The sequence below is a fragment of the Pseudomonas sp. AL03 genome (assembly GCF_029960815.1).
In the GTDB taxonomy this organism is placed as follows: domain Bacteria; phylum Pseudomonadota; class Gammaproteobacteria; order Pseudomonadales; family Pseudomonadaceae; genus Aquipseudomonas.
The window spans coordinates 41,429-62,228 of record NZ_JASBRE010000026.1; the positions used below are offsets into that span (position 1 = coordinate 41,429).

Genomic DNA, 20,800 nt, shown 5'->3' on the forward strand with positions numbered 1-20,800 from the left:
TCCCAGACGCCTTGCTCAATCGTCGGGATCGCTGGCGACGGCGGCCAAGGATTGATCGCGCTGGCGGCGTGCCAGGCTTAAGTCAGCGCGATTGCTCGCTGACCAACATATATGGGCGAAAAAATTAGCATGCTAGGTAGGCGCGCTCTAATTCAGTCCCTTCGGACCGAATCCCGTTATCTGGATATTGCGAAGGAATATCCCGTTATGGCGGATACCGGGTTTCGTCAACCTGGTTTCATGGCGATTTGGTCGATTCGTCAACCTGCGCAAAATCGCAAGCTGCTCAGCCCGGAATAATTTTTAGAACATTTTGCAGTTGGTTTTGTCGTTCGGCCAGGACAGGGAAAGGGCACAAGGCACAAGGCACAAGACACCGTGCGCGGTGTACTATTCGCCATTCATCTTGAACGCTAGGAGCCGTGATGCAACATCTGTCCGATGCAACAGTTCGCGAAATCATCATTTTGTCGGAAGCACGACTAGCGGCGATCCCTCAGGATCAAACCCGAGATCAAATATTGGAAAGCATCCTCGGAGACCCTAGCCCAGAAGAAAAGGCGCTTCGCGATTCGCTCAATAAACTCAGTCATAACCAAGCTCTAAATCTGGTGGCAATGATGTATGCCGGCCGATATATGCTCGAGAGTGAACCCTATGAAAACGACCAGGATGACGACGAAGGTCGGGAGGAACAGCCCCCCAGGGAAGAGTTCGGGGATGTTTACAAGGATCATCTCCGCAATTTTCAGCATCACGATACCTCAACCTTGATCAGTATGTGCGAGCAAAAAACCAACGTGCTCCACCGGTATCTCAAGGCTGCTCAGGGCCGCCGTTAACGGACGGGATTTCAAACTGGGAAACAATTAAATCCCGTCCTTCTCGTACCACTTTTTGTACCAAACGGGTGTTTTTGAGGGGGATTTAGGGGGTTGAATACCCCCTGAAGCCCTTTAAAACCCCCGGACCAAAAACGCCAGCTAATCCACACATAAAGTCCTTACCGGTTTTTCCGTTGGGGAGGGTCAATCGATACGCGCCAAAAACAGCGGGTACTCAGAAACTGACCCGGCTCAATCTCCGGAGTTTTAGACCGATAAGTTATAAAGCGAGCCGTCAGATTTTTCCGCGGATCAATTGGCGCACGGCAAAACGGTTGGGATGACAGGCCTCGGCGACCGCTCTGGGCAGGGGCAGAGGTTCGTTCTCGATCCACGCTGCGAGCAATTCACCCGACAGTGGCGCGGTGATCAGGCCGCGAGAACCGTGGCCGCTGTTGACGTAAAAACCCTCAAGCCAGGGGCAGGGAGTGTCTGGTACTTGCCGGGCATCCTTGCTCAGTACGGCGTAGGCGTCGGCGAACGCTGCTTGCTCGGCCAACGGGCCGACGATCGGCAGATAGTCCGGGCTGGTGCAGCGGAACGCGGCGCGCCCTTCAAGCTGCTGCGGGTCCAGTTCCTGAGCATGCAGTCGAGTGGTCAGGTCCGGGGAGATTTCCTCGAGCAAGGCCAGGTTGCCGAGGTGTTCGGCGAGGGTCGGGGTCAGGTCATCGCTCTTGAAATTGAAGCTGGCGCCGAGCGTGTGTTCGCCCTGTCGAGCCGGCGCGACATAGCCTTCGGCGCAGACGACGGTGGCCAGGCTCTGGCTTTCAGGTGTTTGTGCCAGTCGGGTGATCTGGCCACGAATGCGTTTGAGGGGCAGTTCGGCGCTCTGCGCAAAACGCTTGATCTCGGCGGCGCCGGCCAGGATCACCACGGGGGCACTGGCCAGCAAATCATCCCCGTCCCAAGCCTGCCACTGATCATCAACCTTGCGCAGTTCCAGTACATCGCGATGGGGCAGCCACTGGATGTTCGCCGAGGACGCTTGCCAGTGGCACAACGCGGGCGGATGAACCCAGCCGCCTTCCGGGAAGAATAATCCGCCGTGCTCAAGGGCGATGCCGGCCTGGGCCTCGGCTTGCGGTTGATCGAGCAAGTGCACCAGGTCTGGCGCGAAGGCTGAAGCCAATTGCGCCTGACGCTCGGCTTCCTTGGCGTTGAAGGCCAGTTGCAAGACCCCGCAATCGTCCCAGTCGACGCCCCGATGCAGATGTTCAAGCAAGCGCCGGGTGTGACCGAAACCACTGACAATCAGTTGCGACAACGCCGTCCCATGGGCCGAAAGCTTGAGGTACAACACGCCCTGAGGATTGCCCGAAGCCTCCTGCGCCAGTGCGTGGTGGCGTTCCAGCAGACTGACTTGCCAACCCCGCGCCGCGAGGCTGGCGGCCGTGGCGCAACCGGCCAGGCCGGCACCGATCACCAGTGCCCGACGTTCGCCGGTCCGTGGTGTCGGGCGCGCAAACCATGGTTTGGCCGCGGCGGGCGTCGGGACTTCTTCAGGCCAGCCGAGAAACACGCCGCGCAGGATTTCCCATTTGTGGCCAATGCCGGGCGTGCGCTTCATCTTGAAGCCCGCCGCATTCAGCAGGCGGCGCACCCAGCCGGTGCTGGTAAACGTACTGATGGTCGAACCGGGCGCCGCCAGCCGCGCCAGTTCGGTGAACAGTTCCGCGGTCCACATGTCAGGGTTTTTCGCCGGGGCGAAACCGTCGAGAAACCAGGCATCGATTTGCGCGTCCAGTTGCGGCAATTGTTCCAGCGCATCGCCGATCAGTAGAGTCAGGGTCACGCGGCCGTTGTCCAGCACCAGGCGTTGGAAGCCTTGGTGGATCCCCACGTACTGCGCGAGTAACTGATCGGTAAACGGCTTGAGCTCCGGCCAGAGCGCAAGCGCCCGTTGCAGATCCGGTGCACTCAACGGGTACTTTTCGACACTGACAAAATGCAGCCGCGCTCCGGCCACCGCATGCTGCTCGAACAACTGCCAGGCGCACAGAAAATTCAACCCGGTACCGAAACCGGTCTCGCCAATCACCAGTCGACCGCCGGCCGGCAACGCAGCGAAGCGCTCACGCAAAGCGTTCTGTTCGAGGAAGACGTAGCGGGTTTCGTCCAGCCCGGACAGGTCGGAAAAGTACACATCATCGAACACCCGCGAGCGCGGGAGCCCTTGGTCGTCCCAGTCGAGCTGGGCGTGGGGCAATACAGGTTTCATGGCAGGCTCGGCAACGGCAAGGCGGCCATTCTAGCCGATCGCCGGGGCGGTGCTTGATCCATGGCAACGCGTGCGTTCGCAGATTCGCTGAAAATCTGTAGCTGCTGGCGCAGCCTGCGTTCGATCGCGCAGCGATCGTAAATCCTGAATTCACGTTTTACCTGAAAAAATACATCGGCTGATTTTGCGACCGCTGCGCGATCGAACGCAGCCTTCGGCAGCTGCTACAAGGAGCCAGTCGTTGCTGCGAGCAAGGGATTTCTCCCACGCAGGTGAGGTCAATCCGATAGTCTTGCTCAATCCTGGAAGGAGCCGTCCCATGTTCGAATCTGCCGAAATCGGTCACGCCATCGACAAAGAAACCTACGACGCCGAAGTGCCGGCCTTGCGTGAAGCCTTGCTCGAAGCGCAGTTCGAACTTCACCAGCAACGCCGTTTTCCGGTGATCGTTTTGATTAATGGCATCGAAGGCGCCGGCAAGGGCGAGACGGTCAAGTTGCTGAACGAATGGATGGACCCACGCCTGATCGAGGTCCGCACCTTCGATCAACAGACCGACGAAGAGCTGGCGCGGCCACCGGCCTGGCGCTACTGGCGGATGCTCCCGGCCAAGGGCCGCATGGGGATTTTCTTCGGTAACTGGTACAGCCAGATGCTGCAAGGTCGGGTTCATGGCTTGTTCAGCGATCCCAGACTCGATCAAAGCATCAACGCAGCCGAGCGGCTGGAGAAGATGCTGTGCGACGAAGGCGCGCTGATCTTCAAGTTCTGGTTCCATCTTTCCAAGAAACAAATGAAGGCACGCCTCAAGGCGCTGGCCGATGACCCACTGCACAGCTGGCGCATCAGTCCGCTGGACTGGCAACAATCCGAAACGTACGACACATTCGTGAAATATGGCGAACGCATACTGCGCCGCACCAGCCGTGACTATGCGCCGTGGCATGTCATCGCCGGGATGGACCCGCGTTATCGGAGCCTGGTCGTGGGCAAAATTTTGCTCGAGGGTCTGCAAAGCGCTCTGAAACGGCCGAAAATTCACCCGGAAAAAGTCAGCGCCGCGCCAGTGTCCCCCAGCGTCGATCAGGTAAACCTGCTCGACAGCCTCGACTTGACCCTGCGCCTGGACAAGGACGATTACGAAGAACAGTTGATCACCGAGCAGGCGCGGTTTTCCGGGCTGATGCGCGACAAACGCATGCGTCGGCACGCCTTGATCGCGGTGTTTGAAGGCAACGATGCGGCGGGCAAAGGCGGGGCGATTCGCCGGGTTGCCGCGGCGCTGGACCCGCGTCAGTACAGCATCGTGCCGATCGCCGCGCCCACCGAAGAGGAACGGGCGCACCCGTATCTCTGGCGCTTCTGGCGACATTTACCGGCGCGCGGCAAATTCACTGTGTTCGACCGCTCCTGGTATGGCCGGGTGCTGGTGGAGCGCATCGAAGGCTTTTGCAGCTCGGCCGACTGGTTGCGCGCCTACAGTGAGATCAACGATTTCGAAGAGCAGATCGCCGATGCCGGGGTAATCGTGGTCAAGTTCTGGCTGGCTATCGATAAACAGACGCAACTGGAACGATTCGAAGAGCGCGAACAGATCCCCTTCAAACGCTTCAAGATCACCGAAGATGACTGGCGCAATCGTGATAAATGGGACGACTACCGCGCGGCGGTCGGCGACATGGTCGATCGCACCAGCACCGAGATATCGCCCTGGACGCTGGTGGAAGCCAATGACAAGCGCTGGGCGCGGGTCAAAGTCCTGCGCACCATTAATCTGGCGCTGGAGGAGGCTTTCGAAAAATCCGGCAAGCACGACAGGAAGGTGAAAAAGCCCAAGAAGTGAGCGATGGTTGCGCATACGCGGGGTGAATGATTGTCGCGGTCGATAACACGGTGGACTTATGCTCGGTCCACTCCCAACCGACAACAATAATGAGGTATGCCATGCGTGAAGTAGTGATCGTCGACAGCGTGCGGACCGGCCTGGCCAAATCCTTTCGCGGCAAGTTCAACCAGACCCGTCCGGACGACATGGCGGCTCACTGCATCAATGCGCTGCTCGAGCGCACGGGCATTGATCCGGCCAGCGTCGAGGATTGCATCGTCGGTGCCGGCTCCAACGAAGGTGGCCAGGGCTTCAGCATCGGTCGCAACGTTGCGGTGCTGTCGCGCTTGGGGACTGGCACTGCCGGCATGACGCTCAACCGTTTTTGCTCGTCGGGCTTGCAGGCGATTGCCATCGCCGCCAACCAGATCGCTTCGGGTTGCAGCGACATCATCGTCGCCGGTGGCGTCGAGTCCATCAGCCTGACCATGAAAAGTATCAACACCGACAACCTGATCAATCCGCTGCTTAAAGAGCAGGTGCCAGGCATCTATTTCCCGATGGGGCAGACGGCCGAAATCGTTGCCCGTCGTTACAACGTCAGTCGCGAAGAACAGGACCTGTACGCGCTACAAAGTCAGCAACGTACCGCTCAGGCACAGGTCGCTGGATTGTTTGACGATGAAATCGTGCCGATGGCGGTGAAGTATCGCGTTGAAGACAAGGCCTCCGGTCGGGTGCAGATCCTTGACGGCATCGTCGATCGCGACGACTGCAATCGCCCGCACACCACCCTGGAAAGCTTGGCGGGATTGAAACCGGTGTTTGCCGAAGACGGTACGGTGACGGCGGGCAACTCTTCTCAGCTGTCCGATGGCGCGTCGATGACGCTGGTCATGAGCCTGGAAAAAGCACTGGAACTGGGGTTGAAGCCGAAGGCGTTCTTCCGTGGTTTCACCGTGGCCGGGTGCGAGCCGGATGAAATGGGCATCGGCCCGGTGTTCTCGGTGCCGAAGTTGCTCAAGGCCAAGGGTTTGCAGGTTGCCGACATTGATCTGTGGGAACTCAACGAAGCCTTCGCGTCCCAGTGCCTTTACAGCCGCAATCGGCTGGAGATCGATAACGACAAGTACAACGTCAACGGCGGTTCGATTTCCATAGGCCACCCGTTCGGCATGACCGGTTCGCGTCAGGTCGGGCACCTTGTGCGTGAATTGCAACGGCGTAATCTGCGTTACGGCATCGTCACCATGTGTGTGGGTGGCGGGATGGGGGCGACCGGGTTGTTTGAAGCGGTGCGTTAAGACTGCAAGATTTGTGTTGCCTGGTTAGCCACTGTCGCGAGCAAGCTCGCTCCCACACTCGATCTTTGTCACACACGAGATCCCTGTGGGAGCGAGCCTGCTCGCGAATGGAGGCGCCGCGGTCTATAGGCTCATACGCAAAAGCAGCACCCGCTCGATATAAGCCTGTACCTCCCGCGCCAATTTCTCCGGGTTTTCAAACGGCCCCTCCAGGGTGTTTTCCCGGGTGCTGAAATACAACTCCCCATTCACACGACACACCCGGTCACAGCGAAAGTGCGTGGTGGGGGCATTGTCCTGGGCGCGCTTGCCGTACATGGCGATCTCCTGCTGCTGGCGAATTCAATGAGCTTAAACATGAACCACTTGCAACGCCTGGCCAGCCGATCGACGGCATAGCGCCAATTTAATGGTGCGACCCGCACAGTTTCATTCGCGGCCCACACCCAACTGTCCCTGTGTGCCGAACGGCTCTAAGCCTAGAATGACCTTTCTCGCCACTTGGCTTCGGGGTTCGCCATGCACATTTCATCGGGTCGCTGGGTTTATGGTCTGTTCCTGGCCTTGCTGACTGCGCTGCTGTGGGGAATTCTGCCGATCAAACTCAAGCAAGTGCTGCTGGTGATGGACCCGGTGACGGTGACCTGGTTTCGCTTGATCGTGTCCGGCGGGTGCCTGTTCATTTACCTGGCGGCGACCAGGCGCCTGCCGAGCCGCAAAGTGCTCGGCCCGCGCGGAGGCTGGTTGGTGTTGATGGCGGTGCTCGGCCTGGTGGGCAATTACGTGCTGTACCTGATGGGCCTGAACCTGCTCAGCCCCGGCACCGCGCAACTGGTGGTGCAGATGGGGCCGATCATGTTGTTGATCGCCAGTCTGTTTGTATTCAAGGAACGGTTCAGCGTGGGGCAGGGGATTGGCCTGCTGGTGTTGCTGATCGGTTTCGCATTGTTTTTCAATCAGCGGTTGGCCGAGTTGCTTACTTCGTTGACCGATTACACCGCCGGTGTGCTGTTGGTGCTGTTGGCGTCCACGGTCTGGACGTTCTACGCCTTGGGGCAGAAGCAATTGCTGACGGTATGGAATTCGTTGCAGGTGATGATGGTGATCTACCTGTTCTGCGCGTTGTTGCTGACGCCGTGGGTGCATCCGCTGGAAGCGCTGCAACTGAGTCCGCTGCAAGGCTGGCTGCTGCTGGCGTGCTGCATGAACACCCTGATCGCCTATGGCGCATTTGCCGAGGCTCTGGCCCATTGGGAGGCATCGCGGGTCAGTGCGACGCTGGCGATTACGCCGTTGGTGACGTTCGCTGCGGTGGCTGTGGCGGCGGGGTTATGGCCGGACTATGTGCATGCTGAGACAATCAATGGTCTGGGTTATGGCGGGGCGGTGCTGGTGGTGCTTGGGTCGGCGTTGGTGGCGTTAGGGCCGTCGTTGATTGCGGGGCTCAGAGCCCGAAAGGTGCGGATGGCCGCCAGTTAGACCGCGTCATCGTTCTTCGCGGGCAAGCCTCGCTCCTACAGGGGGGCGATCCCGATAGTGCGATCGACACAAAACCCTGTAGGAGCGAGGCTTGCCCGCGAAGACTGACTGTCAAGCGCCGAAAATCTTAACCCTTGGCACCCGCCTCCAACATATTCTCCGGCCGCACCCAGGCATCAAACTCTTCATCTGTCAGATACCCAAGTTGCAACGCCGCCTCACGCAAGGTCAGCCCTTCTGTGTAAGCCTTTTTGGCGATCTCCGCCGATTTGTCATAACCAATGTGCGGATTCAGCGCCGTCACCAGCATCAACCCACGCTCCAGGTGTTCAGCCATTTTCTCTGCATCCGGTTCCAGACCCGCAATGCAATGCTGGTGGAAGTTGCTGCAACCATCGCCCAGCAGGCGGATCGATTGCAGCAGGTTATAGATGATCACCGGTTTGAACACGTTCAATTGCAAATGGCCCTGACTCGCTGCAAAACCGATGGCGACGTCGTTGCCCAGTACCTGACAAGCGAGCATCGATAGCGCTTCGCACTGAGTCGGATTGACCTTGCCCGGCATGATCGAGCTGCCCGGTTCGTTGGCTGGCAGTTTCACTTCGGCAAAGCCTGCTCGCGGTCCGGAGCCCAGCAGGCGCAGGTCGTTGGCGATTTTCATCAGGGTCACGGCAAGGGTTTTCAGCGCGCCGGACAGTGTTGTCAGCGGTTCATGGCCAGCCAGGGCGGCGAATTTGTTCGGTGCAGTGACGAACGGTAGGCCGGAAAGGGCGGCCAGCTCGGCAGCGATGGCTTCGCCAAAACCATGGGGCGAATTGAGTCCGGTGCCGACCGCGGTGCCGCCCTGGGCCAGTTCACACACGGCCGGCAGCGCGCTGCGGATTGCCCGCTCGGCGTAATCCAGTTGCGCGATGAACGCCGAGAGTTCCTGACCGAAGGTAATCGGCGTCGCGTCCATCATGTGGGTGCGACCGGTCTTGACCAGTTTCATGTGTCGCGCGGACAGCTCGGCCAATCCGCCCGACAGTTCGCTGATCGCCGGCAGCAAATGCTGTTGCACCGCCTGGGCGGCGGCGATGTGCATGGCGGTCGGGAAGCAGTCGTTGGAGCTCTGAGAGCGATTGACGTGATCGTTAGGGTGAACCGGTGATTTGCCGCCGCGAGGGTTACCGGCCAGTTCGTTGGCACGTCCGGCGATCACTTCGTTGACGTTCATATTGCTCTGAGTGCCGCTGCCGGTCTGCCAGACCACCAGCGGGAACTGGTCGTCGTGGCTGCCATCGAGGACTTCGTCGGCGGCCTGTTCAATCAGCCGGGCGATGTCGGCGGGCAGGTCACCGTTGCGGTCATTGACCCGCGCCGCGGCTTTCTTGATCTGCGCCAGGGCATGCAGCACCGCCAGCGGCATACGTTCGTTGCCGATGGCGAAGTTAATCAGCGAGCGTTGCGTCTGAGCGCCCCAGTAGGCTTCATCCGGGACTTCCACCTGGCCAAGGCTGTCGGTTTCGATACGGCTCATCGTGCACACTCCTGTAGGTCTGATCGCAGTTTAGGCCGTCATCGCCGGCCGTGGTTCCATCAGTCTGGAATTTGACCGTTCAACCCCTCTAATTCAGGCCCTGTAAGGCTTGGGGTTGAGCGACACACTTTTTTAGGCGCAGAATGGACGCCCTTGGGGTTTTACCTCGCCTGCTAGAAAAGGAAACTCGATGACTCGTCTTCGTGCCATCTGTACCGCGGTTGCACTGGTTTGCGCCAGCGGCCCTGTTTTTGCCGATACCGCCAGCCACAACGCCAGTGCCGAAGCTTTCCTGACCCTGGCGCACGCTGACAAATTGGGCACCCCGGTGTACATGCAAGTGCAGCAAATGTTCGCTCAGCGCTTTGAACAGACCAAAGCGCCTGAATCGAAAAAAGCCTTGCTGGAAACCTACCAGGCCAAAGCCAACGCTGCGCTGGACCAAGCCATTGGCTGGAACAAGCTGAAGCCGGACATGGTCAAGCTCTACACCACCAACTTCAGCGAATCCGAGCTGAAAGACCTGGTCGCGTTCTACAAATCGCCACTGGGCAAGAAAGTCCTGGAAAAAATGCCGCAGCTGACTCAGCAATCGGCCCAGATGACTCAAGCCAAGCTGGAAAGCGCAGTGCCTGTGGTCAACAAACTGCTGGCTGACATGACGGCCGAGCTGGAGCCTAAAGGCGCCGCCGCTCCAGCCAAGAAAAAGCCTTAAGCGGAGTTCGGTATGACCATGCAACAACGCATCGAATCGACGCTGGGCCTGTTGCAGCCGCAGCATCTGCAAGTGCTGGATGAAAGCCACATGCACAGCCGTGGGTTGCAGACTCACTTCAAGGCCGTGGTGGTCAGCCAGCAGTTCGAAGGGCTCAACCGGGTCAAGCGTCACCAAAAAGTCTACGGCACGCTCGGCGAGCTGATGGGCGAATTCCATGCGTTGGCGCTGCATACCTACACACCAGAGGAATGGGCACAGATCGACGCGGCTCCGGCCTCGCCAACCTGTGCTCGCGGCAGGTAGGAGCGAGCGGTGCGGCGATCCGACTTGCCCGCGAAGGCGTATTCAAGATCGCCTTCGCCGGCAAGCCGTGCTCCTACAGAGAAACATTTATTTTTGCTAGAATCCGCAACGCGCCGCTCACCCGGCGCGTTTTTTTTCGCATCCGGTTCACCCCTTACGAGGGTAGCCACCTGGAGAATCACCCATGACACAACAGATTGTCGTGGCGGCACTGTATAAGTTCGTCACTCTGGAAGATTACGTCGCCCTGCGCGAGCCATTGCTGCAAGCGATGGTCGACAACGGCATCAAAGGCACGCTGCTGATCGCTGAAGAAGGCATCAACGGCACCGTGTCCGGCAGCCGCGAAGGCATCGATGGGCTGATGGCTTGGCTCAAGAACGATCCACGCATGGACGACATCGACCACAAAGAGTCGTACTGCGACGATCAGCCGTTCTATCGCACCAAAGTCAAACTCAAGAAAGAAATCGTCACCCTCGGCGTTGAAGGCGTGGACCCCAACAAAAAGGTCGGCACCTACGTCGATCCAGAGAACTGGAACGCCTTGATCAGCGATCCTGAAGTGCTGTTGATCGACACCCGCAACGACTACGAAGTCTCGATCGGCACCTTCGAGGGCGCCATCGATCCGAAGACCACCAGTTTTCGCGAATTCCCCGACTACATCAAAGCCAACTTCGACCCGGCCGTGCACAAGAAAGTCGCGATGTTCTGCACCGGCGGCATTCGTTGTGAAAAGGCGTCGAGCTACATGCTCAGCCAAGGCTTCGACGAGGTCTATCACCTCAAGGGCGGCATTCTGAAGTACCTCGAAGAGGTGCCGCAGGAAGAAACCAAATGGCAGGGCGACTGCTTCGTGTTCGATAACCGCGTGACCGTTCGTCACGACCTCAGCGAAGGCGACTACGATCAATGTCATGCCTGTCGTACACCGATCAGCGTCGAAGACCGCACATCCGAGCACTATGTGGCCGGCATCAGTTGCCCGCATTGCTGGGATACGCTCAGCGAGAAAACCCGCCGCAGCGCCATTGATCGGCAGAAGCAGATCGAACTGGCCAAAGCGCGCAACCTGCCTCATCCGATCGGCTACAACTACAAGCAAACTCCTTCCGAGGCTTGAACCATGTCTGCGCAACGCCTGCTCTATGTGATGGATCCGATGTGTTCCTGGTGCTGGGGCTTTGCGCCAGTCGCCAACGCGCTGGTCGAGCAGGCGCAAGCCGCGGGTGTGGACGTGCATCTGGTGGTAGGCGGTTTGCGTACTGGCAGCGGTTCCGCGCTGGAGCCGACGACCCGACGTTATATCCTTGAGCATTGGCAGGCGGTCACTGAGGCTACTGGCCAACCGTTTAAGCTGGAAGGCGCATTGCCCGACGGGTTTGTCTACGACACCGAACCTGCCTGTCGGGCACTGGTGACTGCGCGCAGCCTGGCGCCGGATTGCGCGTGGAAACTGCTTGGGCTGATTCAGCACGCGTTTTACGCCGAAGGTCGCGATGTCACCCACGCCAGCGTTCTGGTGGAACTGGCGGAGCAAGCCGGTCTACCGCGCATCGAGTTCGCCGCTGCGTTCGACCGTGCCGATCAGCACGCCGCGACGGCTGCCGATTTCACCTGGGTCCAGGACCTGGGCATTGCCGGTTTCCCTACCTTGCTGGCTGAGCGTGACGGTCAATTGGCGCTGTTGACCAATGGCTATCAGCCTCTCAGCGTATTGTCTCCGTTGCTCGGCCGCTGGCTGGAGCGCGCTGCCTGTGCATGATCTGCCCGACGACGCCCAAACCGCTACACGTGTCGACCGTCTGAGCTGGGTGGAAATCCGCCGCCTGGCGCTGCATCACAAGAAATCCCTGTGGATTGCCAACGGCGTGGCGGTGCTGGCAACCCTGTGCAGCGTGCCGATCCCCTTGCTCTTGCCGTTGCTGGTGGACGAAGTGCTGCTGGGCCACGGCGACACCGCGCTGAAGATCATGAACCACGCGCTGCCCGAAAACTGGCAGAAAGCCGCGGGTTACATCGGCCTGATGCTGTTGGTGACGCTGGGACTGCGTTGCGCCGCTTTGCTGTTCAACGTCGTGCAGGCGCGGTTGTTCGCGGCGCTGGCCAAGGACATCGTGTACCGCATTCGCGTGCGGCTGATCGAACGGCTCAAGCGCATTTCGCTGGGCGAATACGAAAGCCTGGGCAGCGGCACGGTCACCACCCACCTGGTAACCGACCTGGACACGCTGGACAAATTCGTTGGCGAAACCCTCAGTCGTTTCCTCGTGGCCATGCTGACCCTGGTCGGCACCGCCTCCATCCTGATGTGGATGCACTGGAAGCTGGCGTTGCTGATCCTGCTGTTCAACCCGTTGGTGATCTACGCCACGGTGCAGTTGGGCAAGCGGGTCAAGCACCTGAAGAAACTCGAGAACGACAGCACCTCGCGTTTCACCCAGGCACTCACCGAAACCCTCGATTCCATTCAGGAAGTACGCGCCGGCAATCGTCAGGGCTTTTTCCTCGGGCGCCTGGGTCAACGCGCCCGGGAAGTACGCGATTACGCGGTGATCTCGCAGTGGAAAACCGATGCCTCGAACCGTGCCAGCGGCTTGCTGTTCCAGTTTGGCATCGATATTTTCCGTGCGGCGGCGATGCTCACTGTGCTGTTTTCCGACCTGTCCATCGGCCAGATGCTCGCGGTGTTCAGCTACCTGTGGTTCATGATCGGCCCGGTGGAACAACTGCTGAATCTGCAATACGCCTACTACGCGGCCGGCGGCGCACTGTCGCGGATCAACGAGTTACTGGCCCGGGCCGATGAGCCTGAATATCCGGGCGGAGTGGACCCGTTCAACGGCCGCAAAACCGTTGGCATCGAAGTCCAGGGATTGAGTTTCGGCTACGGCGACGAACTGGTGTTGAATCAGATGGACCTGTCGATCGCTCCCGGTGAGAAAGTCGCGATCGTCGGTGCCAGCGGCGGTGGTAAAAGTACGCTGGTGCAGTTGCTGCTGGGCTTGTACACGCCGCTCGCCGGAACGATCCGCTTCGGCGGTTCGACCCAGCAGGAAATTGGTCTGGAAACCGTGCGCGAGAACGTCGCCGTGGTCCTGCAACATCCGGCGTTGTTCAACGACACCGTCCGCGCCAACCTGACCATGGGCCGTGAGCGCAGCGACGAAGCCTGCTGGCAAGCGCTGGAAATCGCGCAACTGCACCAGACCGTTCGAGAACTGCCCAACGGCCTGGACAGCATCGTCGGACGTTCCGGCGTGCGGTTATCCGGCGGGCAGCGCCAACGCCTGGCCATTGCGCGGATGGTCCTGGTCGAGCCCAAGGTGGTAATCCTCGACGAGGCCACCTCAGCGCTGGATGCCGCCACCGAATACAACTTGCACCAGGCGCTGGCGCGGTTCTTGAGCAACCGCACCACGTTGATCATTGCGCACCGACTGTCGGCTGTGAAGCAGGCCGACCGGGTGCTGGTGTTTGATGGCGGGCAGATTGCCGAGGATGGCGACCATCAGCAACTGATTGCCGAGGGTGGGTTGTACGCCAAGCTTTATGGGCATTTGCAGCAATTGCAGATCAGCCCCAAAGCACCTTGAGCGCGTTGTCTGCGCCATCGTGACCGAACTCTTTCAGCACCACTGAACACGACTCACAAGGGCGCATTGTCGTCGCCACGTCGACGGAGCGGATCTGCGACAAATCGGGATATTTTTTACGAATCGCAGCGATCAGCTTGCTTTCGCTGTCCAGCGAAGTCGGTCTGATCGTCTGTGCCGGTTTATAGGTGTTGATGTCCTTGATCGTCAGAGGGACGGCCAATATCTTGCCCTCGGAAGTGACCTCGAGGGACGTTCTGGGATAAGCCTGATCGAAATCAATGTTGAAGTACGTCGTATCACCCATACGGACCTGATTGCCGCCCAGATGCTGGAACAACGGCAAGCGGGTGGTGGTGCGCTGGGCGCCGGAAACACTGACGTAGACCTCCCGACTCCCCGAAATGGTCGTCACGTCGGCGAAGGCGATGTTTCTGGCATTGAGCGCACGTTCGCGCAGGGGCAACAGCCGTTGCAGTTTCTGCATCGCTCTGTCGATCCGCAACGCGGCGGCGGCATTGGCGGGATTGCTGGTCGGCGACTGGAACAGCGTATCGAAGACAGTGGCTGTTCTTTCCCGGAAGGCTTGCGGCGCTCCGGTGCTGCGTGTCCAGGAACTCGCTCCTTCCGGTAATCGGGTGACGATCATTCGTGTCGAGTTGTCGAACATCAACGCCTCACCCGGGCTGGTGTCCACTCTCAGCCCGTTCATATTGTCGGGCGGTGTCGCCTTGACGCCGAGGGGGATGGCGATGTCATCCATGGTTTTCATGGCGCGTTCAACGGCCTCGACCCCGTGAATGCGCGCGACGTTGTTGGCATTCAGCGAGCCGGTGTAGACCACTATCAGTTCGTTTTTCAGTTCGTCGCCAAGGGTATCGGCTTTCTTGAGGGACAGCAGGCCGTCGTACAGACTCTGCCCTGCGCCGCGCTCGGCCACGTAAAAGTCTCCCGCGTTGAGGCGTGTAAACACATAGTGTTTCGAGCCGTCCTTGGAGGGGCAGATAATCGCGCCTACCTGAAAAGTATCGTCAAGACCCTGCTCCGGTACGTTGATTTTGACGCGCGCATAAATGCCCTTGCGAAATTCGATGGTCGCGGTGAGGTGATCGCGTTTGACAAAGGAGGCCGCTTTCATCGGGGCGCGGCCGCCGGCCGGGGTGTAAATCGTGTCACCGAACCAGAGCGCCCAGCCTTTGGTGTCGTCGAATCGGTCGGCGGGAAGCGGAGGGGCTGCCGGCGGCCTCGTGACGAAACTCGTGGTGCATACCGCTCCAGGGACGCGACGCACTCGGCATGGCAGCGCCGTGTATCCGACCTCAACAAGGTCAGCGCGGCGTAACGTGTTTTCGTGCAGTCTATAGGGCACGTCATCAAGCAGCAAGCGTTGTCCGGCCATCAACTTCGAGCAGTTCTCGCGCCCGGACGTTTTCCGGCAGTTCGACGAGTACGTGATCGCCGCTGGTTTCCAGGCTCCGGTAATGAGATCGACCTCGTATCAGTTCATCGTTTTTCAATGCCGGCCCGTAAGGTCTGGACGTCTTCGGGTCCAGCAGACGGTAGTGGGGTTCAGCACCCGTGCGAATCTGACGCACGGGCACATCATCGACCCCTTTGAACGTGACCAACTCATCCGTGGCGGCCAGCGCCCTCCATCGTCCAGCGTCCTGGATATCCGGCAGGCTGCGCAGCACGTCATACCGGGCGGCTTTGCCGATCAGCCTCTTGGACCTGAAGATGCCGGACCTGCCTAATTTGATGATGGCTTTACCCAGTGGATGCACCAGTTGCGGAAGTCCATCAAGGGGTAAAAGTGCTCGCAGGCTGGATGTCAGCAAACGCTTTGTCAGCGTTCCAAACGTGTTCAGACGAGCGAAGACCGTCAATTGGCCTCCGGTCTTCAATAGCGCCACGGAGCCTGAAGCAAACTTGCCGACGGGCTGCACGAACGCGACCAGGTCAGCCAACAGGCCGAACACCCCGTTGATGATTCGATGGCGATCCCCGGACGCCAGGTCTTCGATGCTGTTCCAGAACGGAACGAAGATTTTCACGAGCTGGAGGATTTTTTTATCTTGCGCTTCTTTGCGTTCGAATGCGGTTTGCCCGTTAGCGGCCTCTCTCAGCGCCTTGGGGTCGACATATAGAAGCTCAGTCGCGATCAGGTGGCTGATGGCTTTCGTTCGCTCCGACGACAATGTAGTGGGAGCGTTCTGTGCGCTTGAAGACCCGGAGGCTGTGGCCGGTAGCGTGTTACCCAGCTGTTCAATGATGGCCTGGCAAAACGCATTGTTCTTCGGGACGGTCCCCGATGAGTGAGCGTCCCAGTCGAATGGCAGGTCTTTATGGCGAAGCACTGAAACCTTGACGGTTCCGGATCTGCTGACTTTCCACTCCTGGGTGGTTTTTCGGCCGCCAATCAACTCCGGTGACAGCGCTTCGAGACGGCGTATGACCCCGGCGCGAGGCAATAGCTCGTAAGTGACAGTTTGCTGCTCGTGAGTGGCCCGCAATATCAAACCGTTGCGGGCTCTGAGCGGCAGGATCATTTCAGCGGTTTCATTCTGTGCTTCGACACTCGTTGTCTCCTTTCTCAAACTGTAAATTCTGGCCTCGCCGGACTCCAGCATCCGGCGATCAACCCTGGGCAGTGAGGCGAGCAGGCTCTGAATCAGCGTTTCATACGCCGCTTTAGTCAATGTCAGATACTGTTTAAAGGCGCTATCAAAGAGCGTTTTGATATCTGGCAGCTGTTTGTGGGGAGACAGGACGAAAGTGGACATGGGCAATTTCCAGGGGGGCGAGACTCTTATCGTTCTGTCCTCCAGCAGCTGTATTTTCTGGGGAGTAAGGGTGCGGCCGTCATTCTCGGTGATGGTCCAGACTTTCTTATTGTGGAATTGGCCCGAGGCGTAAACATCAACGAAGCTGTAATAGTCATACTCCTTGCCTCTGAGCACGGGAGTGTCGCGAAAACCACTTGGGTCGAGAGGGATTTTCCAGGCAAGTTTTTTTCCGTCGGAAGTGAAGCTGCCTTTGCCAAAGATACGTTCCACCTGCGCTTTCGCCATCTCGAGCCGGCTTGGGGGGGGCTGATCAAGTTGCAGGACGGCTTTCGTCAGTTCGTCCGTATGCCGATCGAGGCAGCGCAGCGCGTGTTCAATTTCGTCATCCGAGTAATTTCCATCGTCGCGATGAGCTACTTCACCCTGGGCTATCGCCCAGGCAAGGGCCGGATCAATCCTTGTCAGGGTAAGGAGTTCCAGTTGTTCGGGCGACGCCTCCCTGGAGGTCTCAATCGGCAGATTGACCAACTGCTGGAATGTCATCTGGTCCAACGCTTGCGCATCTGTCACCTGAATAAGGTTCACGCCGTTGACAAAATTCACCCAAACGACAGAACCGCAGTATCGAAGCGTGGGCGGAATGTCTCTGATGCGAAATTCGCTCGGAAATCGGGGCAGAAACAACTGCGAAATGATGACGGCTTCTTTTTCCGAGGCTGCCCGTCCGGACTTGATCAGATGGGCCACAAATTCGGACTGGATGGTCTGATAGGTTTTTCCCTGGATCGAGGCGGTCCGCAAGTCGTAACCGGCTACGCAGAGGGGGGATTCACTGTCGGGCCGGTTCATCCAAAGCTGTAAGGCCCGGGCGGTTAATTGGGTGCGGATGGTGGGTGATGTTTCCTCACCCTGATTGCCTCCGTACCAACCAATGGCCTTTAAAAGTGAATGGCCCAGCGTTTCGGCTTCGGCGGTTTGTAGAATCCTCTGTAAAAAAACAGTGGGTGTTGCCTTGATCTGCTCCATAGTCGCCGACGAAAAAACATGTCCGGCGAGATAACTAAAGAGCGAGGAGCTTTTTTCGGGTAAAAAATCCTGGACGGCCAGGATCACTTCTGCCCAGATGATCCGGTCATGCAGTGCCTGCACATCCACGCGGTCGGGATCAGCGGACACTCGTTTGACACTTTCGAACAGCGCCAGGTCTCGGGGGGTCGGGCCTCGCCTCAACTGTAAAAGGTCATTGCCACTCTCGAGCTTTAAAGCGGCGGCCGCCCGTCGTTCTTCCAGCTCGTTTACCGATAAGCCCAAAGGGTTGCTATGTCGACGTTCGGCCGGCAAGGCGTCGTGTTGCGCCATTTGACCTTGAGGTTGTGGTGATGCGGTTATTTCAGGGGGCATGGAAGTCATATCAGTTGGCATCTTCAAGTAGGAGAGACACCAGTCTTGAGCACCTGAAGCTGCTTGTGGCGGTACATAGTTGTTACGGGTCGCGGTTTTTGCACTCCAAGCGTCGAACTGCCCCCCAGTGCGCGTTGCCTGCGCCGCTGCCAATTGAAATTGCCGGACGCGACCTGTCCGCTTGCCGGGAGCGAAAACGCCCCCTAGTCTAGCTATAGCGATTTCGTCCGGAAGACGATCAAGCAGTGTTAATGCAAGGGACCTCATGAATCAAACGCGGACTCTCGGAACGCCACGGTTGTTGGGCATCGTCTGGCCATTCATCGCCGTCGTGCTGTTTCAGGCCCTGCTGGGCGGTGTCAGCCTGTACGTTCTGTCGGCGGTGCGCGGCTATGTAGCCGGTGAAAGCCTCTGGTCCAAGGGCCAAAAAGACGCCATCTATTACCTTAATATCTACGCCGACAGTCGCGACGAGCGCATTTTTCTTAAATACCAGAACGCCATTGCCGTGCCCCAAGGGGGCCACGAGTTGCGCGTGGCGCTGGACCATCAGCCGCCGAATATCGAGGCGGCACGACGGGCGATTCTCAAGGGTGGCAACCACCCGGACGACATCTCCAGCCTGATCTGGCTGTACCTCAACTTCCGGCACTTCACCTACCTAGAGAAAGCCATCGACCTCTGGACGGTGGGCGACGCGTATCTGGAGCGGCTTGATGACGTCGCACGGGAAATGCACCAGCGCATCATCACCAGACAGGCCTCCGAGAGCGATATCGAGCGCTGGAAGGATCAGATTTTCGCCATCAACGATGAAGTGACGCCGGCGGCGAAGGCCTTCAGCGATGCCTTGGGCGAAGGTTCGCGGGTGATTTTGCGTCTGCTGCTGGTGACGAACCTTGCCACCGCCCTGGGCTTGATTGTCTTGGCCCTGATGCGTACGCACAAACTGCTCAAGCAGCGCCATGCCTTCGCCGACGCGCTGCAGTTGGAGAAAGACCGGGCGCAAATCACCCTGCAATCGATTGGCGATGGCGTGATCACCACGGATGTCGAAGGCGCGATCGCTTACATGAACCCGGCCGCCGAGGCGTTGACGCACTGGAAGGCCGAACAGGCGACAGGTTTGCCGCTGGCGGCGCTGTTCAATCTGCTGGACGAGAACGCTCAGACCGATGGCTTTACGCTGATCGAGCACATTTTGAGCGGACAACTCAGCGGTGGCAGCGAACACTCCAAATTGATTCAGCGTCTGGATGGCAGCACGGTGTCGGTCACCCTGGTCGGTGCGCCGATCCGCAACGCTGGCAAGGTCAGCGGCACGGTGCTGGTGCTGCACGACATGACCCAGGAGCGGCAGTACATTGCCAATTTATCCTGGCAGGCGACCCATGACGCCTTGACCGGGCTCGCCAATCGCCGCGAGTTCGAGTACCGCCTGGAACAGGCGTTGCACAACCTGACGCGGCAATCGGGGCGCCATGCGCTGATGTTCCTCGATCTGGATCAGTTCAAACTGGTCAACGATACCTGCGGCCATGCCGCGGGTGACGAGTTACTGCGGCATATCTGCGCTTTGTTGCAATCCGGTTTGCGCGAAGGCGATACCTTGGCCCGGCTGGGTGGAGACGAGTTTGGCATCCTGCTGGCGAACTGCGCCCCAAAAGCCGCGGAGAAAATCGCCGAGGGCCTGCGTCAGACCGTGCAGAACCTGCACTTCGTCTGGAAAGGCCGACCGTTCGTGACCACGGTGAGCATCGGGCTGGTTCACGTCGCTCAGAACCCGACCACCCTCGAGGTCTCGCTGCGCGCTGCCGACATGGCGTGCTACATGGCCAAGGAAAAAGGTCGCAATCGGGTTCAGGTCTATCACGCCGACGATTCGGAACTGTCCCTGCGCTTCGGCGAGATGGCTTGGGTGCAGCGCTTGCACATGGCGCTGGAAGACAACCGCTTCTGTCTGTTCGCCCAGGAAATTGCACCCCTGGGTCATATCGAAAAGGGCGGCGGACATATCGAAATCCTGTTGCGCCTGCATGACGAAGCCGGGCGCATGATTCTGCCCGATAGTTTTATTCCGGCTGCCGAACGTTATGGACTGATGACATCCATTGACCGCTGGGTTGTGCAGAACGTATTCAAGATCATTGCCCAATGCATTGCCGAAAAACACAAAGGGCCGTTAGCCATGTGTGCGATTAATCTGTCAGGCACAACTATCGGAGATGACGCGTTTCTGGACTTCCTGCGTGAACAGTTTGTTACTTACTCCATACCGCCTGAAATGATTTGTTTTGAAATCACTGAAACCAGTGCGATTTCCAATCTTGGAAGTGCAATTAGATTTATTAATGAACTCAAAGGTTTAGGTTGCCACTTCTCGTTGGATGACTTCTGCGCTGGAATGTCCTCATTCGCCTACTTGAAACATTTACCTGTAGACTTCCTGAAGATCGACGGGAGTTTCGTAAAGGATATGCTGGACGACCCCATTAACCGCGCCATGGTCGAAGTGATCAATCACATCGGTCATGTCATGGGTAAGCGTACGATTGCCGAGTTTGTTGAAACACCCCAGATCGAGCAGGCATTGCTGGAGATTGGGGTGGATTACGCTCAAGGGTATGTTATTGAACGCCCGCATCCGTTTACCTGCGACAGTTTACAAAGTCGTCCTGCCAGGCCTCAGCCTTTGTTATTCAAGGCGCCTGGCACGTTCCGTTGAAATCTCTTGCTGATCCTTATAATCACAATCAAAAGG

15 protein-coding genes are annotated in these 20,800 nt (G+C 58.6%); 10 read left to right on the plus strand and 5 right to left on the minus strand.

The genetic code is table 11. The features are described 5' to 3' along the window. Positions 1-425: 425 nt before the first annotated feature. On the plus strand, positions 426-842 hold the full coding sequence (locus QK293_RS21870) for a DUF3775 domain-containing protein (RefSeq protein WP_282380957.1): 417 nt from the start codon (positions 426-428) through the stop codon (positions 840-842). A gap of 277 nt (positions 843-1,119) precedes the next feature. Here QK293_RS21870 and mnmC read toward each other — a convergent pair whose 3' ends face one another. After that, positions 1,120-3,102 carry a bifunctional tRNA (5-methylaminomethyl-2-thiouridine)(34)-methyltransferase MnmD/FAD-dependent 5-carboxymethylaminomethyl-2-thiouridine(34) oxidoreductase MnmC gene (mnmC, locus tag QK293_RS21875; protein WP_282380959.1) on the minus strand — a complete coding sequence of 661 codons (1,983 nt, stop codon included), beginning with the start codon at positions 3,100-3,102 and terminating at the stop codon, positions 1,120-1,122. A 319-nt stretch (positions 3,103-3,421) separates the two neighbouring features. Between mnmC and pap the strand changes: the two genes are divergently transcribed. Both pap and QK293_RS21885 read left to right on the plus strand, forming a co-directional pair. Next, positions 3,422-4,945, plus strand: a complete 1,524-nt coding sequence (gene pap, locus QK293_RS21880) for a polyphosphate:AMP phosphotransferase (RefSeq protein ID WP_282380962.1) — start codon at positions 3,422-3,424, stop codon at positions 4,943-4,945. A gap of 101 nt (positions 4,946-5,046) precedes the next feature. Beyond that, the gene (locus QK293_RS21885; RefSeq protein WP_282380965.1) at positions 5,047-6,231 is read left to right on the plus strand and encodes a thiolase family protein; all 1,185 of its coding nucleotides are present in this window, start codon (positions 5,047-5,049) and stop codon (positions 6,229-6,231) included. A gap of 123 nt (positions 6,232-6,354) precedes the next feature. Here QK293_RS21885 and QK293_RS21890 read toward each other — a convergent pair whose 3' ends face one another. Next, the gene (locus QK293_RS21890; protein ID WP_282380967.1) at positions 6,355-6,549 is read right to left on the minus strand and encodes a DUF6316 family protein; all 195 of its coding nucleotides are present in this window, start codon (positions 6,547-6,549) and stop codon (positions 6,355-6,357) included. A 201-nt stretch (positions 6,550-6,750) separates the two neighbouring features. Between QK293_RS21890 and QK293_RS21895 the strand changes: the two genes are divergently transcribed. Continuing rightward, positions 6,751-7,710 (plus strand): DMT family transporter, encoded by a 960-nt coding sequence (locus tag QK293_RS21895; RefSeq protein ID WP_282380969.1) that lies wholly within the window; start codon positions 6,751-6,753, stop codon positions 7,708-7,710. Between the two features lie 127 nt (positions 7,711-7,837). Here QK293_RS21895 and QK293_RS21900 read toward each other — a convergent pair whose 3' ends face one another. Continuing rightward, a complete protein-coding gene (locus QK293_RS21900; protein WP_282380971.1) occupies positions 7,838-9,232 on the minus strand; it encodes a class II fumarate hydratase in 1,395 nt (464 codons plus the stop codon). Between the two features lie 190 nt (positions 9,233-9,422). Here QK293_RS21900 and QK293_RS21905 point away from each other — a divergent pair, with 190 nt between their 5' ends. The 5 genes from QK293_RS21905 (at position 9,423) to QK293_RS21925 (ending at position 13,852) form a co-directional block, all read left to right on the plus strand. Continuing rightward, a complete protein-coding gene (locus QK293_RS21905) occupies positions 9,423-9,947 on the plus strand; it encodes a DUF2059 domain-containing protein (RefSeq protein WP_109633752.1) in 525 nt (174 codons plus the stop codon). Between the two features lie 12 nt (positions 9,948-9,959). Beyond that, entirely contained in the window at positions 9,960-10,253 is a 294-nt protein-coding gene (locus QK293_RS21910; RefSeq protein WP_282380978.1) for a BolA family protein, read from the plus strand. 184 nt (positions 10,254-10,437) lie between these two features. Further along, positions 10,438-11,379, plus strand: coding sequence for a rhodanese-related sulfurtransferase (locus QK293_RS21915; RefSeq protein WP_282380980.1), 942 nt, complete (start codon positions 10,438-10,440; stop codon positions 11,377-11,379). A gap of 39 nt (positions 11,380-11,418) precedes the next feature. Then, positions 11,419-12,021, plus strand: coding sequence for a DsbA family protein (locus QK293_RS21920; RefSeq protein ID WP_177338865.1), 603 nt, complete (start codon positions 11,419-11,421; stop codon positions 12,019-12,021). Next, positions 12,014-13,852, plus strand: coding sequence for an ABC transporter ATP-binding protein (locus tag QK293_RS21925; RefSeq protein ID WP_282380982.1), 1,839 nt, complete (start codon positions 12,014-12,016; stop codon positions 13,850-13,852). Before QK293_RS21920 ends, QK293_RS21925 begins: the two co-directional genes overlap by 8 nt. Here the strand turns inward: QK293_RS21925 and QK293_RS21930 are convergent. Together QK293_RS21930 and QK293_RS21935 are read right to left on the minus strand one after the other, a co-directional pair. Next, positions 13,833-15,236, minus strand: coding sequence for a deaminase domain-containing protein (locus tag QK293_RS21930; protein WP_282380986.1), 1,404 nt, complete (start codon positions 15,234-15,236; stop codon positions 13,833-13,835). The genes QK293_RS21925 and QK293_RS21930 overlap by 20 nt on opposite strands. Next, positions 15,226-18,066 carry a hypothetical protein gene (locus QK293_RS21935; RefSeq protein ID WP_282380988.1) on the minus strand — a complete coding sequence of 947 codons (2,841 nt, stop codon included), beginning with the start codon at positions 18,064-18,066 and terminating at the stop codon, positions 15,226-15,228. Before QK293_RS21935 ends, QK293_RS21930 begins: the two co-directional genes overlap by 11 nt. 238 nt (positions 18,067-18,304) lie before the next feature. Here QK293_RS21935 and QK293_RS21940 point away from each other — a divergent pair, with 238 nt between their 5' ends. Then, positions 18,305-20,764, plus strand: a complete 2,460-nt coding sequence (locus QK293_RS21940) for an EAL domain-containing protein (protein ID WP_282380990.1) — start codon at positions 18,305-18,307, stop codon at positions 20,762-20,764. Positions 20,765-20,800: the final 36 nt, after the last annotated feature.

Coding starts and splice junctions, on each gene's coding strand:
- QK293_RS21870 (WP_282380957.1), top strand. CDS start 426: ATGCAACATCTGTCCGATGCAACAGTTCGCGAAATCATCATTTTGTCG.
- mnmC (WP_282380959.1), bottom strand. CDS start 3,102: ATGAAACCTGTATTGCCCCACGCCCAGCTCGACTGGGACGACCAAGGG.
- pap (WP_282380962.1), top strand. CDS start 3,422: ATGTTCGAATCTGCCGAAATCGGTCACGCCATCGACAAAGAAACCTAC.
- QK293_RS21885 (WP_282380965.1), top strand. CDS start 5,047: ATGCGTGAAGTAGTGATCGTCGACAGCGTGCGGACCGGCCTGGCCAAA.
- QK293_RS21890 (WP_282380967.1), bottom strand. CDS start 6,549: ATGTACGGCAAGCGCGCCCAGGACAATGCCCCCACCACGCACTTTCGC.
- QK293_RS21895 (WP_282380969.1), top strand. CDS start 6,751: ATGCACATTTCATCGGGTCGCTGGGTTTATGGTCTGTTCCTGGCCTTG.
- QK293_RS21900 (WP_282380971.1), bottom strand. CDS start 9,232: ATGAGCCGTATCGAAACCGACAGCCTTGGCCAGGTGGAAGTCCCGGAT.
- QK293_RS21905 (WP_109633752.1), top strand. CDS start 9,423: ATGACTCGTCTTCGTGCCATCTGTACCGCGGTTGCACTGGTTTGCGCC.
- QK293_RS21910 (WP_282380978.1), top strand. CDS start 9,960: ATGACCATGCAACAACGCATCGAATCGACGCTGGGCCTGTTGCAGCCG.
- QK293_RS21915 (WP_282380980.1), top strand. CDS start 10,438: ATGACACAACAGATTGTCGTGGCGGCACTGTATAAGTTCGTCACTCTG.
- QK293_RS21920 (WP_177338865.1), top strand. CDS start 11,419: ATGTGTTCCTGGTGCTGGGGCTTTGCGCCAGTCGCCAACGCGCTGGTC.
- QK293_RS21940 (WP_282380990.1), top strand. CDS start 18,305: ATGAATCAAACGCGGACTCTCGGAACGCCACGGTTGTTGGGCATCGTC.